Source organism: Flavobacterium sp. (genome assembly GCF_031537875.1).
GTDB lineage: Bacteria > Bacteroidota > Bacteroidia > Flavobacteriales > Flavobacteriaceae > Flavobacterium.
Window position 1 is genome coordinate 20358 of record NZ_JAVKNB010000005.1, and the last position, 13432, is coordinate 33789.

General features: G+C 34.8%; 13 protein-coding genes. 7 read left to right on the forward strand and 6 right to left on the reverse strand.

Annotation, left to right across the window (positions count from 1 at the left end):
• Positions 1–856 precede the first annotated feature (856 nt).
• Entirely contained in the window at positions 857–1093 is a 237-nt protein-coding gene (locus RMR09_RS01600; RefSeq protein WP_310594090.1) for a hypothetical protein, read from the forward strand.
• A gap of 166 nt (positions 1094–1259) precedes the next feature.
• On the opposite strand, the gene RMR09_RS01605 is transcribed toward RMR09_RS01600, so the two are convergent.
• Positions 1260–2378 (reverse strand): acyltransferase, encoded by a 1119-nt coding sequence (locus tag RMR09_RS01605; RefSeq protein WP_310594091.1) that lies wholly within the window; start codon positions 2376–2378, stop codon positions 1260–1262.
• Between the two features lie 219 nt (positions 2379–2597).
• Here RMR09_RS01605 and mgtA point away from each other — a divergent pair, with 219 nt between their 5' ends.
• Together mgtA and RMR09_RS01615 are read left to right on the forward strand one after the other, a co-directional pair.
• Positions 2598–5114: a magnesium-translocating P-type ATPase gene (gene mgtA / locus RMR09_RS01610; protein ID WP_310594092.1), complete on the forward strand. Its 2517-nt coding sequence runs from the start codon at positions 2598–2600 to the stop codon at positions 5112–5114.
• Positions 5115–5234: 120 nt separating this feature from the next.
• Positions 5235–5864, forward strand: coding sequence for an MgtC/SapB family protein (locus tag RMR09_RS01615; RefSeq protein WP_310594093.1), 630 nt, complete (start codon positions 5235–5237; stop codon positions 5862–5864).
• 24 nt (positions 5865–5888) lie between these two features.
• On the opposite strand, the gene RMR09_RS01620 is transcribed toward RMR09_RS01615, so the two are convergent.
• From RMR09_RS01620 to RMR09_RS01630, 3 genes are all read right to left on the reverse strand, one after another.
• Positions 5889–6326, reverse strand: a complete 438-nt coding sequence (locus RMR09_RS01620) for a hypothetical protein (RefSeq protein ID WP_310594094.1) — start codon at positions 6324–6326, stop codon at positions 5889–5891.
• Positions 6323–6970, reverse strand: coding sequence for a GNAT family N-acetyltransferase (locus RMR09_RS01625; RefSeq protein WP_310594095.1), 648 nt, complete (start codon positions 6968–6970; stop codon positions 6323–6325). Before RMR09_RS01625 ends, RMR09_RS01620 begins: the two co-directional genes overlap by 4 nt.
• A 64-nt stretch (positions 6971–7034) precedes the next feature.
• Positions 7035–7319: a hypothetical protein gene (locus tag RMR09_RS01630; protein WP_310594096.1), complete on the reverse strand. Its 285-nt coding sequence runs from the start codon at positions 7317–7319 to the stop codon at positions 7035–7037.
• Positions 7320–7382: 63 nt separating this feature from the next.
• Between RMR09_RS01630 and RMR09_RS01635 the strand changes: the two genes are divergently transcribed.
• Positions 7383–7907 (forward strand): GNAT family N-acetyltransferase, encoded by a 525-nt coding sequence (locus RMR09_RS01635; protein ID WP_310594097.1) that lies wholly within the window; start codon positions 7383–7385, stop codon positions 7905–7907.
• Between the two features lie 51 nt (positions 7908–7958).
• The gene (locus tag RMR09_RS01640) at positions 7959–9290 is read left to right on the forward strand and encodes a gluconate:H+ symporter (protein ID WP_310594098.1); all 1332 of its coding nucleotides are present in this window, start codon (positions 7959–7961) and stop codon (positions 9288–9290) included.
• A gap of 4 nt (positions 9291–9294) precedes the next feature.
• On the opposite strand, the gene gndA is transcribed toward RMR09_RS01640, so the two are convergent.
• Together gndA and RMR09_RS01650 are read right to left on the reverse strand one after the other, a co-directional pair.
• Positions 9295–11205: an NADP-dependent phosphogluconate dehydrogenase gene (gndA, locus tag RMR09_RS01645; protein ID WP_310594099.1), complete on the reverse strand. Its 1911-nt coding sequence runs from the start codon at positions 11203–11205 to the stop codon at positions 9295–9297.
• A 266-nt stretch (positions 11206–11471) separates the two neighbouring features.
• The gene (locus tag RMR09_RS01650) at positions 11472–11846 is read right to left on the reverse strand and encodes a GIY-YIG nuclease family protein (RefSeq protein ID WP_310594100.1); all 375 of its coding nucleotides are present in this window, start codon (positions 11844–11846) and stop codon (positions 11472–11474) included.
• Positions 11847–12075: 229 nt separating this feature from the next.
• On the opposite strand from RMR09_RS01650, the gene RMR09_RS01655 reads away from it, so the two are divergent.
• Positions 12076–12744, forward strand: a complete 669-nt coding sequence (locus RMR09_RS01655; RefSeq protein ID WP_310594101.1) for a recombinase family protein — start codon at positions 12076–12078, stop codon at positions 12742–12744.
• A 5-nt stretch (positions 12745–12749) separates the two neighbouring features.
• On the forward strand, positions 12750–13328 hold the full coding sequence (locus RMR09_RS01660) for a hypothetical protein (protein WP_310594102.1): 579 nt from the start codon (positions 12750–12752) through the stop codon (positions 13326–13328).
• Positions 13329–13432: the final 104 nt, after the last annotated feature.

Consider the following 13432-nt stretch of genomic DNA (forward strand, 5'->3'; position numbering starts at 1 on the left):
TTTCTAATTATCCAACTGCAAATGAGTTCGGTTTTGAATTTTCCGAACTACTTTTTCATTTCTGAACTAACAAAAAGTGTTTTTAAACTGGTTTTTTTGAACTTAAACAATTGTTTTTCAATGTTTTATAATTAAACTCTATTGATTATGAAAAAACTCAAAAAAAAGTGATTTGTAGTACTTATCACACCCAATCATGCTTTTTTATAGTACTAATCAGGGGTTTTAATGGGTTTGATGGGGTAAAAACAGGGGGTTTAGGAGTTACGATATACGAGTTACGATTTACGATATACGAGTTACGATATACGAGTTACGATATACGATGTACGAAATACGATGTGCGAAGTGTAATTTGAATATGTATCGATTGATCAATGTAACAATTTGAATATCCTGTATGTTAGAATTCACCATTCAAGTATGATTTATTTAAATATACTTCAATTGAGCGAAGCGACTTTCTTATGTTGCCTTATATGACTTATATGGTTTAGAAATTTACGATGCGCGATTTACGATATACGATTTACGATATACGATTTACGAAGTTGAATTTTGATATTGATTTTTGATATTGATTTTTGATATTGATTTTTGAAATTGCTTATTGAAAATCCTACCTATATATATATAGGTATAAAATTCATCTTTCATAGAAATGACAAACCGATAAATTGACTTCTTTTAAACTGTTTGGAAAATCCGTTTCATCTGTGTAATCCGTGGCAAAGAAAAATTAAACCACAAAGAGCGCAAAGCAAGCACAAAGGACGCAATCTTATATTTACTTATATGACTTATATGGTTAAATAATCTGTGGCAAGAAAAGATGGTGCCGTCGTGACTCCTCGCAATGGCGGGAACGCTGATTAAGAAAATTCGAGAAATTAGAAAAATCTTATATGACTTATATGGTGAAACAATCTGTGGCAAAGAAAAATTAAACCACAAAGAGCGCAAAGCAAGCACAAAGACACAATCTTATATTTACTTAACCCGTTGGTTGAAATTAGTTTTTAATGATAATTTTACGTCAGTTCGAGTGATTTTCGAAAGAAAATCGTATCGAGAACAAGTGAAATTTCATTAAAAACGCTTCTCGATACATTTTTTGTTCCATTTCATTGCACAAAAAACACTCGAACTGACGTTTTTAATAATTACACCCAACGGGTATTTACTTATATGCCTTATATGGTTAAATAATCTGTGGCAAAAAAAATTGAACCGCAAAGAGCACAAATTGTTTCGGCAGGTTACTTATTGCCAAACACTCGCTTCCCTAACCACTTACGTACTGGTTCATCATACCATTTTAAACACGCATATCCTAAAGCCACACAAGCCGCTACAGTTAGAATACTGATAGGATAGGCTTCAATAATTGATAATTTGTTGTCTACCGCCCATGCAGTGTAGATATAAATAATAGGATAATGGGTAATGTATATCGGATAAGAAATATCACCAAAAAATTGACATACTTTATTTGCCCATTTACCCGTAACTTCCCCACTTGCGCCTAAAAAGACTACTAAAGGAAAAAAGAAAATAATAGTCAACGACTCGTACAAACCATTCATCCAGAAATGATCTTCTCCTCCTATTCTTGGTAGAGAAAGCAAAACAACTAGTAACAAACTACACCATAAAAAGGCATTTTTCACTTGGATTAATTTTCCTAAGCGGAATAACAATAAGCCCGCAAAAAAAGGATACATCAAACGAACAATTCCAATATGCAGCTGTGTAGGATCTAATGACCAACCTCCTGTAAGGTCACCATTAGGGGTAGTTGCCGACAAATGAATCAAAGCGGCACCCGACAAAACAACTAAAATAGTCAACAAGGTCTTAGAAAATTTACGTATAAAAAGCGCGTATAAAATATTAGCCACATATTCAAAAAATAAAGACCACCCTGGCCCATTTAGTGGATGCATTTCTTGCCAACCGCGAATGTCCATTGAGACTGGCACAGGAATTAAAGTAAACCCAATCACCATGATTAATAGCATTTTCCAAACTGGAACATCGGCAATCATTGGAAACAAATTAGACGCTTGGAAATAAAACAAACCAGCACCTATAATCATTCCCATCACGACCATGGGTTGTAAGCGAACTAAACGACGTTTGAAAAAATTCCCAATCGTCATTTTTTCCCAACGATCATCATAAGCATAACCAATCACAAAACCCGACAACAAGAAGAAAAAATCAACCGCTAAATACCCGTGATTAATCAATTGACTTAGATGGCTTTTGGCATGCGCCTCGAAAACGTGAAAAATAACAACCATTAGGGCAGCAACTCCACGTAATCCGTCTAAAATTGGATAATGAGGTTTGGATTGGATAGAAGGGGTATTCATTGGTATATTCGTTTAATTTTTTTTGTACGGAAACAAATATAAATAAAAAACTATTGGGCAATTGTTTGGCTTATTCTAAATTAAAGTGAAATCTATTCTTATTAGTCGTAAAATACCTTTATGTTATTTTAACTAGTTTAAATCTAGTCTTTTAAAAGAATAACATTACCTTTATATAAAAGTGAAAATTCTGATCACGTATACCTTAATTGAATGGTTATGCAAACAACTTCGGAAAATAAATTTTGGGCATCTCCATCCGACTATTGGCTACAACAACTCAATAGTTCATCACAAGGATTATCGCATAAAGAAGCGATTCGCTTACTAAAAAAAAGAGGCGTACACGCTAAAACCAAATCGGGGTTTAGAAAAGAAATATTGCTGTTTTTGAGCCAATTCAAGAATCCGCTCATGTTGTTATTAATTGGAGCTGTGATTATATCGGCTTTTTTAGGCGATGCGTCGGATGTGTTTATCATTTTGTTTATCGTTTTATCTACAGGATTACTTAGTTTTTTTCAAGAGCGAAATGCCAGTCGAGTAGTAGAAAAACTTCAATCAATGATTTCATTGAAATCAACCGTTATAAGAGATGGGGTTCCTCAAGAAATTATTTCTAAAAACATTGTAGAAGGCGACCTCATTCTGTTAAAAGCAGGAGATATGATTCCTGCTGATTGTCTTATTATTGACGCTAATGAACTTCACGCAAACGAATCTAGTTTGACAGGCGAATCTTATCCTGTGAGAAAAACTACGGGGATTCTAGACCCAGAAACCGAATTAGCCAAAAGAACAAACTGCCTCTGGGAAGGAACGAATGTGGTAAGCGGCAACGCCAAAGCATTAGTTATTCAAACTGGTGACCAAACTATTTTTGGGGCAATTTCACTTAGCGCCTCTGGCACAATAGAAACCTCTTTTGAAAAAGGTATAAAAGACTTTGGCTTTTTCTTAATGAAAATAACACTAGTCCTAGCAGTATTTATTCTCATCGTTAATTTATTAAATCACAAAGGTATAATGGAGTCTGCGCTTTTTGCTTTAGCATTAGCCGTAGGAATAGCTCCCGAACTCTTGCCTGCTATTACAACTATTGCGATGAGTGCTGGAGCCAAAAGACTTTTGGCAAAAAAAGTAATTGTAAAAAAACTAAATTCAATTCAAAATCTAGGCGAGGTAAATTTATTGTGTACCGATAAAACGGGAACCATTACAGAGGGGACAATCGAAGTAGCTGGTTGTATAGATGGGGAAGAAAAAGAAAGTGAGTGGGTCAAACAATTGGCCTTTTGGAACGCTACTTTTGAAACTGGCTATACAAATGCTATTGATGAAGCGTTAAAAAAACTTCCTTTAAACACCGTTCTATCTGCTCAAAAAACAGGTGAAATCCCCTATGATTTTATTCGAAAAAGATTGAGTATTGGGGTTCAAACCGAGACTGAAACCTTATTGATTAGTAAAGGGGCTTTTTCTCAAATAATTAGCATTTGTACCCAAATTAAATTGAGTGATGGACGTATTGAATCAATAGCTTCCCATCGCGACAATTTAGACAATACATTTGCTCAATTTGGGAATGCTGGTTTGCGTGCAATTGGAGTGTGTTATAAAAATATGGAAGCTGTAACGATAACAAAAGAACTAGAAACTGAAATGATTTTTGCGGGTTTTATTTTATTAAATGACCCCGTAAAATCAGGTATTGTTGAAGCCTTGACCGAATTGTCTAAGCTAAAAGTAAGCCTGAAAATAATTACCGGGGATAATAAAAACGTAGCTGAATCAATCGCATTGACTATTGGCATCAAACAGCCTGTGATAATGACGGGTAAAGAGTTGTTTAACACCAGTCCTGAGGCCCTAAAACAACTCGTGAAGAAAACACATATTTTTGCTGAAGTTGAACCTCAACAAAAAGAACGAATCATATTGGCATTAAAACAAACTTACACTGTTGCTTATATGGGAGACGGCATCAATGATGTATCAGCAATTAGCGCGGCTGATGTGGGTATTTCTGTCGAAAATGCAGTGGATGTGGCTCGAGAAGCAGCTGACTTTGTTCTAATGGAAAAAAACTTAATGGTAGTGGTGGATGGTATTCGAGAAGGAAGAAAAACATTTGCCAATACCCTGAAATATTTATACATCAATACAGGTTCTACTTTTGGAAATATGTTTAGTGTGGCTGCGGCATCGATTGCTTTGCCTTTTTTACCCATGCTCCCAAAACAAATTTTACTCACAAATTTCCTTACTGATTTTCCGTTTCTAGCCGTTACAACAGATAATGTTGACAAAGAACAACTAGAGAAACCAGGAAAATGGAATTTAAAACATATCCGGAATTATATGATTCTATTTGGTATTCATAGTTCGGTATTTGACTTAATTACTTTTATAACGCTTTACTATTTCTTAAAAGTAAAAGAACACGGGTTTCAAACGGGTTGGTTTATAGAATCTGTTCTTTCTGAACTGTTCATCGTTTTTATCATCCGAACACATAAAAATATTTTTAAAAGCAGACCCGGAAAATACCTTTTTATATTTAGCATCATCGCTTTTATTTTAACTGTCGGATTGCCTTATTTGCCTTTTGCAAAAGACATTGGATTAACGCCTTTGCCAATAATCAATCTTGGTGTAATGCTTTTTATTGTAAGTTGTTACATTATTACTGCTGATGTTCTAAAGGTGTGGTTCTTTAAAAAACACAATGCATAGCTATTGCCAAAAATGTCGGTCTTTCTTGTATTACGTTTAAAGAGTCTTTACAATTAGATGACCGCACTTTCAAAAATAGTTATCTTTGAAGCACTTTAGTCACAAGAAAATAAAATATATATGGATAACGAATTAATTATTCAATTTTTACTTGCAATCCTTTGGGGTGGAATTATTGGTGCCGAGAGAGAATATAGAAGTAAATCGGCAGGGTTTCGTACTATGATTATGATTTCGCTTGGGGCTTGTTTTTTTACAATTATTTCCAAAGCAATTGGTGCGCCTAGCAATGCCGACCGAATTGCCTCAAATATCGTTTCGGGAATAGGATTCTTAGGAGCGGGCGTGATTTTTAGAGGAGATAATAGAATTAATGGGATAACCACCGCGGCGACTATTTGGGTAGTTGCTGCCGTAGGTATGGGTATTGGTTCGGGCTACTATTTTGCCTCTGCTTGTAGTAGTGTTTTTATGATTTTAATCTTAGCGATACTTCCGTATTTAGAGCAATACATAGACACCTTAAACCAAGCTAAAAAATACTCTATTTTAACGGTTTATCAAGAAGGTTCTTTTGAAAACATAGAAGATTTATTTCGTGATTTCAAAGTAAATTACAGGCTCGTTCGCATTCATAAAATGGGAGACAAAATAAATTACGAATGGGATATTCAAGCACATAAAAAAGTACATTCCAAACTCTCTGAAGTTTTAATGAAAGACACTAAAATTATAGAGTTTACTTGCTAATAAAATTAGAGCTTTACTAGCCTCTTAATTATTGTCGAGTAACTTTAGAATGTATTCCTTAAATGAACGTTTGAACTTATTATTATTTTCAGGATTAGTAAACCAAACAAGGTGTAATTTACTTTCAGATTCAATAATAACTGACCACGTTTTCATTAATTCTTTGTCCTGTTTATCAAAAATAGTTTCGCAAAAATTCCAACACATAAAGGCATACAGCTCATACCTTATTTTTTGATCCCCACTAAAAGCTGTTTCGTAATTTTGGGTCATTTCGGGATTTCTGAAAGAGGGATTGTCCATCGCAATTTTTAACAATTCCATATAGGTCGCATCAAAAACATCATACGAATTAGTGGTTTTATCTCTAAACCAAAAAATAACATAGATTAAAATGGCAGCAGCAGCCAATAACGTAGCTACAGAGTCCACTATTAAATTCCAAAATTCAATTGTTGTCATAATGATAGGGTATTTGTTACTAAAATTTTTGAAGGTATTGTTTCAATAAGGGATACTAAACCAGAGTCGCCTTGAGGTTTTTCATATATTTCAAGATACAATCGTGCAATTAGATTTTTAATTGTTTCCGGTTCAATTACTTGTGGAGTAGGTTGTGGAGCCATCATTAATTGCATCTCTGTAGGTGCTGTACCATCCAAAGAAGGCAGAATGTAAGGAACATTAGACAATAAATAAGCTCCGTTATTTAAATAAAACTGAACTCTTTTTTGGCGTTGAGCGGTATTAAAACCCTTTTGCGGATGTTCCACTTCTAGGATTAAAAATCGATTGTTTTGGGTTGCTTTTTCAAGTAAAAACCGAAACATTTTAGCACCTAATTGCTTTCCTCTAAATCCTTCTTTTACTGCTAAATAATCCAGTAATTCAAAAGGGGAATCCATAAAATTCCACAATAAGGCCATCACAACAACCTCATCACTAAGTATTCCAACAAGCAATTGTGATTTTCCGCCCTCAACCCGTTCTGCAATTTTGCTTAACGTTTGTCGTTCGTTAGAAGGAAATGCTTCTTGATAAATCATCATTGCCTGACTAAAGTAATGACTTTGGGTGCTTTCTATAAAAGTAGTAAATAAGTTCAAAGTATTCGGGTATCTATAATTAGGACTGAGGGAGTTTCCTGTTATTATTTATTATGTGTTATTTTCAAAATAATGAATGACTCATTATTTGAATTTTATTCAACAATTCACCTACTCCTAAACTAGCCCAAAGAACAAACAAACCTAGGCCTATTAAAATCCATTTTGGAATACTAAACGGTGTTCGTTTTTGAATTAATTGTTGTAATGGAGGGTAATAGATCAAAGAAATCAGAATAATAAACACACCAAATTCAGGGTCATTACCCCAAAACAGATTGACTAGTCCGATTGCAGAAAACAATAGACCAAAAACCCAATTAATAAAAGTCATTTTGGATAATTCCATCTTTCTCTATTTAGAGTGCTAAATATACATTATTTATTCCGATTTAATTATATATTTGTTTCTATGACAGCTATCAAAATCAAAAAAGTAACTCTCGCCGACATCGTTCAATTACAAGAAATAGGCCGACAAACTTTTGCAGAAACTTTCTCCTCAACCAATACTGAAGAGAATATGAAAGCCTATTTAGAAGAAGGTTTTTCTAACGCAAAATTGAGTGCAGAACTCGACAATCCCAATTCTGAATTTTATTTTGCAACCCTTAATAATACGGTAATTGGCTACTTAAAAATTAACTTTGGTTTAGCCCAAACGGAGTTAAAAGACGACAAAGCCCTAGAAATAGAACGCATTTATGTGCTACAGGATTTTCACGGAAAAAAGGTAGGGCAATTGCTCTACGACCAAGCTATTCTTTTGGCTAAAGAGAAAAAAGCAGACTATGTTTGGTTAGGCGTCTGGGAAAAAAATCATCGGGCGATTCAATTTTATACCAAAAATGGATTTGTTGAATTTGACCAACATATTTTTGTTTTAGGTGATGACGAACAAACGGATATTATGATGAAATTAGAAATTAAAGAATAATCATTCAATAATTATAATACCTTAGCAGTACACAACTTATTACATAGTCTTATGGCGTTATTTTTAACTTTATTAGTAGTGGTTATTGCGTTAATCTGCTTGATTTCCATATTCAAAATCAACCCATTTATCTCTTTTTTAATCATTTCTATCCTTGCCGGACTTGCTCTAGGCATCCCTTTCTCTGAAATTACCGCTGCCGTACAAAAAGGAATTGGAGACATGATGTCGTCTATTTTAATAGTCATTTGTATGGGGGCAATGATGGGGAAATTAGTAGCCGAAAGTGGTGCAGCAAAGGTTATTGCTGATCGAATCATTCAGCTTTTTGGAAGGAGTTATATTCAATGGGGAATGGTTTTTACAGGATTTATTATTGGAATTCCATTATTTTATAACATCGGATTTGTGCTTGTAATTCCAATCATTTTCTCATTGGTGTACCAATACAAAATTTCGCCAATGTTAGTTGGACTTCCTATACTAGCCTCATTATCAGCGGCACATGCATTTTTACCTCCACACCCCTCTCCGGTAGCACTCGTAGCTATTTTTAATGCCAATATGGGCAGAACCTTATTGTTAGGTGTTTTATGCGCTATCCCTGCCATTATCATTGCCGGTCCTTTGTTTTCAAAAACCATAAAACGAGTTGGAAATGACAACCAAATCAACTTATATGTCCCCGAAGATTCTTCGCTCCCTACTCCCTCGGTAATCCTCAGTTTTGTTGCTGCATTATTGCCAGTTGGAATTATATCTTTGGCTCAGATTCTGCCCTTTTTATTTTCAAAAGATGCGAAAATTATAACGATCTGCTCTGCCTTGGGCGACCCTGCCATTGTAATGCTTTTGTCCTTACTGTTAAGTACGTATTTGTTAGGAATTCGATTAGGAAAATCAGTGAAAGAATTGATGGTGATTTATGAAAATGCCGTGAAAGAAATTGTTATGATTTTATTAATCATAGGCGGTTCAGGGGCTTTGAAAGAAGTCTTAATACAAAGCGGCGCTGGAGAGCAAATTGCTTTGTTTTTTGATCATGTTGCCATTCATCCGTTGCTATTAGCCTGGTTAATTGCAGCCACAATTCGAGTGTGTTTGGGTTCTGCCACAGTTGCCGGCCTAACTACTGCGGGAATAGTAGCTCCCATGATGGCTCACATTCAAGTTGATCCCAGTTTAATGGTTTTAGCAATTGGAGCTGGAAGCATTATGTGTTCTCACGTGAATGATTCTGGGTTTTGGCTTTTTAAAGAATATTTCCAGTTGTCCATAAAAGACACTTTTAGAACATGGACTTTAATGGAATCTCTATTGTCTGTTGTGGGAATTATGGCGGTAATGATCTTGAGTTACCTACTGCCATTACTACAATTATAAAACATTACTTTACCCATTGATGGTGAAAAAACTGACCTGAATCGGCATCCACACGCTGAAAAGTATGTGCGCCAAAATAATCTCTTTGAGCCTGAATAAGATTTGCCCCTGACTTTTCAGTGGTTAATCCATTCCAGAAATTAATCGATTCACTCAAACAAGGTACCGCAATTCCTGCTTGAATAGCTTTCGCGACGACAGAAGCTAAGGCGGGTCTCATTTGAGTAATTTTAGGGATTAGATTCTTTGAAAACAATAGGTTTTTTTCTTCTTTTAAAATAGAAACAAAGTCTTGCATTAATTGAGAGCGAATAATACATCCATTAGTCCAGATCCTTGCTATCTCGCTCAAATTGATATCCCAATTGTATTTTTTAGACATTCCTTCTATCAGCCAAAATCCTTGAAAATGATTGATGATTCTGGCTAATTCATAGGCGGATCTCAATTCTTCCCAATCTATTTCTGAAGTGGTTTCTGCTTTATTTTGAGTGGTATAGAGATTGCTTATTTCGATTCTAAGCTCTTTAAAAGATGATAAATAACGAGCGTACAAGGCCGTTGCAATCATTGTGGCTGGAATTCCTTCTTTGGTGATTTCAACAGTGGTCCAATTTCCCGTTCCTTTACTATCGGCTTTATCCAAAATAGCGTCTATTATCCAGTTGTTTTGTTCTTTTTCTTTTAAAATTTCAATGGTAATATCTAGCAAATAACTCCCCACTTGACTGTCTTTCCAAGCAGATAATTGGGTTGCAATTGCTTCCGGATTTTTGCCTGTTGAACTTCCTATTTTGTAGATTTCGGCCAAAAGCTGCATTTCGGCATATTCAATTCCGTTATGTACCATTTTCACAAAATGACCACTTCCTTCATTTCCAATATAAGAACAACACGGGTTGCCTTCGGTATCTTTTGCGGCAATGGCTGTAAGAAAAGGAGCTGTCATTTCGTACGCTTCTCGGGAACCGCTTGGCATCAGAGAAGGTCCGTGTAAAGCCCCTTCTTCTCCTCCAGAGATACCACAACCAATAAAATGAATCCCTTTTGAATCCAAATCCCGATTTCTTGCATTAGTGTCTTGATAAAATGAATTCCCCGCGTCAATTATAACATCATTGGGATTCAATAAGGGTGCCAACTCTTGAATCATTTGGTCTGTTGCTGTTCCTGCCGGTATCATCAACACTATTTTTTTAGGACTTTGTAAAGAGTCTATAAACTTCTCCAGATGATCAAATGCTTGTGTAGTGGCTAATTCTTTATAACTAGCTTTAAAATTAACCGCTATGTTTTCTTCTATGGTAGGAATATGTCTGTTGAACATCGACAAGCTAAATCCTTTGGAAACTATATTTCTAGACAGGCTTTTACCCATTACTCCTAATCCTATTAATCCTATTTCGGATTTATTAAAAATTTCGTTGTAAATAGAATCTACTATGGTTTCAGGTGTTTGCATAATGGAAACAGAATAAGCATTTTGTGGAATTTCTAAGGTTTCAAACTGCGATTGTAATAACGAAGATGGTATAAAATGATGTTCTCTAGACTCCATTCGCGATAAAATCGTTTCGTAACTTCCTTGTAAAAAAATAAATTTAACCGCTGTGGAGGCTGAATGACTAAGAATATCTCGGTAGGCTTTTTTTAAACTAGAACAAGCAATCACACAGCCTTTCAGATTGCTATTTTCTTGTATCAAATGATTCAATCGAAAAAGCCATTCTTGGCGGTCTTCATCAGTAAGCGGATTTCCAGAAGCCATTTTTTTAATGTTTTCTGTCGAATGAAAATCATCTCCGTCAAAAAAGGGCAATTGGGTTTTTTCTGCTAATAGTTTACCTATAGTAGTTTTACCAGAGCCCGAAACTCCCATAATGACTATCACTTTATTGGTGTTGATTGCTTTCATTTGTAGTGGCGATTTACTTTAAGCTTCTTGCCTTTTTTGACAGACTTCTAGGCTTGTAGATCGAAGTAAATGTATTGCAATTTTATTATTCTTGAAAATCGTTGATGAAAAATAGACAAACAAATTAAAGTTTTCAAGAATACAAAGGATAAAAAATAAAAAAGCCATCATTTCTGATGGCTTTCTGCTTTTTGCTCCCCCTCTACCGATAACTATCGGTACAAGCAATGGGCTCGAACCAATTCCGATAGCTATCGGAACTATGATTAACTGTCCGATGTGTCGCTATATTTTTCTAAAAGTTTCGTTGTCATTTCGGGATATTTCATCAAATTTTGAATGTAAACTCTACTTTTCATTGCTTTTATATGCTTCTCAATAGACAAGCCTTGCCTTTTTGATTTACATTCAATGGTGAAAATCAATTCCCAATCATCCGCTTTGTAGGTGAATTTTCTTGTTTGGACATCGTTTTGATGAAAATCCAAACGCAAATCAATGTTTTGGGTAAATCCAATGTAGTATTTACCTAATTTTTGGGAGTGTAGAATATAAACAACATTTTCCATTGTACTAAAAACAAAAAAGTCCAGCATTGCTGCTGGACTTTTGCTCCCGCTAACATCAATAATCTGAATCAAATCATCGATGATTTGGAAGTGTTTTACAACCTAAGTATTTACTTGTCAAGTAATTACGACATTAACGTTTTTATTACTTCTGGCGACCACTTTCAAAAAGCAAAAACAAATAAATCTATTTAAAATTTAAGCCCTCAACACATCGCAAAAAGGGGTGCTTTAGGTATTAAAAACAACCATTAAAATCATCTATTAATTTACCAAACGAACGTTTCCAAATTTAACAACCATGAAAACAAAGCAAATCGTCGCGTATTACCGTTGTTCTACTAAGGATCAACACTACGGGATTCAAGTTCAAAAAAATCAGATGCGTGAATTCGTTGAAGCAAGTAAAAATGAATTTGAAATCATCGCTGAATTCGAAGAACACCAGTCTGGTAAAAACGACAATCGAATTGAATTAACAAAAGCAATCAAATATTGTCAAGACAACGGGTCAGTTCTTGGATTTACCAAATTGGATAGACTATCGCGAAGAGCCTCTTTTTTACACGACATTAAATCATCCGGTATAGAATTAAAATGTCTTGATATGCCAGAGTTAAACACTCTTTCCTTCGGCATTTTTGCATCCATAGCGGAGTATGAAAGAGAGTTAATTAGTACTCGAACTAAGAATACTTTAGCAGTAGTTCGGCTAACTAAAACGCTAGGCAATCCCTTAGGGTGGTCGAAAAACAGACAGAAAGCCCTTAACACAAAACTAGAAAAAAGAAAAGCATGGTTAGATTCAAATGAGATTGCGAAAGCAAAACAAATCATTCTCCTTCTATCTTCTCATGGTAAGCCATCACTAAACGAAATTGCTAGAAACCTAAATATACAAGGAATTAAAACCTTACGGGGAAGTAAATGGCAACCAAATCAGATTAAACAACTATTAACCGAAATATAAAGACCATGACTAACGATCAACTCCACGAACTTGCATATTTACGATTTCTAATGAAAGAAAATATCACTAAATTAGAATCAAGAAGAGATAATGCTAGAACATTTCTAAATGAATTAGATGAAAAATTAGAAACTCAAGAAAATGCATATCAAGCTATCAACACTTCTGTCTTAAACCATTTCAATGAAGGGAACATTCCTAAGGTAGAAATAATAAAGTATATAGACGAAAAGGATAAAGAGAAAATAATGCTAAAACTTGACATTGACGAGGCCGGTACCGTAATATATAAAGCGGTATCAGAATGGGATATAGCACTTTACTTAAATGACACAAGTGATATTGGGTCTCTAAGTCTAATGAATAGATGTAATGAATTGGCGATAAATTACCTAAAAAAACAAGGGGACATAACCGGCCATTTCAACGATTTCAATGGAAAAGCAGAAGAATTAATCCAAGCGTTTATTAACAATCCTCGCAATAAAAGAAACTTAGAAAGAGAAGTTCGATCACCAAGGATTCATGCCGATTTCACTCAAGACCAATTATTTCATAGAAGGGATCGTATTATTTTTGAATAATTACTGTGTACAACACAAAAGAGTCAATTCCAGACTAACTTTGAAGTGAGTCTGGATTGATTTATAATTGGGTTAATGATATTTGTATCGAAATATTTAACTAA

Bases quoted from the DNA above. Each gene is read 5' to 3' on its own strand.
- mgtA (WP_310594092.1), top strand. From the start codon at position 2,598: ATGCAAACAACTTCGGAAAATAAATTTTGGGCATCTCCATCCGACTAT.
- RMR09_RS01660 (WP_310594102.1), top strand. From the start codon at position 12,750: ATGACTAACGATCAACTCCACGAACTTGCATATTTACGATTTCTAATG.
- RMR09_RS01635 (WP_310594097.1), top strand. From the start codon at position 7,383: ATGACAGCTATCAAAATCAAAAAAGTAACTCTCGCCGACATCGTTCAA.
- gndA (WP_310594099.1), bottom strand. From the start codon at position 11,205: ATGAAAGCAATCAACACCAATAAAGTGATAGTCATTATGGGAGTTTCG.
- RMR09_RS01605 (WP_310594091.1), bottom strand. From the start codon at position 2,378: ATGAATACCCCTTCTATCCAATCCAAACCTCATTATCCAATTTTAGAC.
- RMR09_RS01640 (WP_310594098.1), top strand. From the start codon at position 7,959: ATGGCGTTATTTTTAACTTTATTAGTAGTGGTTATTGCGTTAATCTGC.
- RMR09_RS01630 (WP_310594096.1), bottom strand. From the start codon at position 7,319: ATGGAATTATCCAAAATGACTTTTATTAATTGGGTTTTTGGTCTATTG.
- RMR09_RS01615 (WP_310594093.1), top strand. From the start codon at position 5,235: ATGGATAACGAATTAATTATTCAATTTTTACTTGCAATCCTTTGGGGT.
- RMR09_RS01655 (WP_310594101.1), top strand. From the start codon at position 12,076: ATGAAAACAAAGCAAATCGTCGCGTATTACCGTTGTTCTACTAAGGAT.
- RMR09_RS01600 (WP_310594090.1), top strand. From the start codon at position 857: ATGGCGGGAACGCTGATTAAGAAAATTCGAGAAATTAGAAAAATCTTA.
- RMR09_RS01620 (WP_310594094.1), bottom strand. From the start codon at position 6,326: ATGACAACAATTGAATTTTGGAATTTAATAGTGGACTCTGTAGCTACG.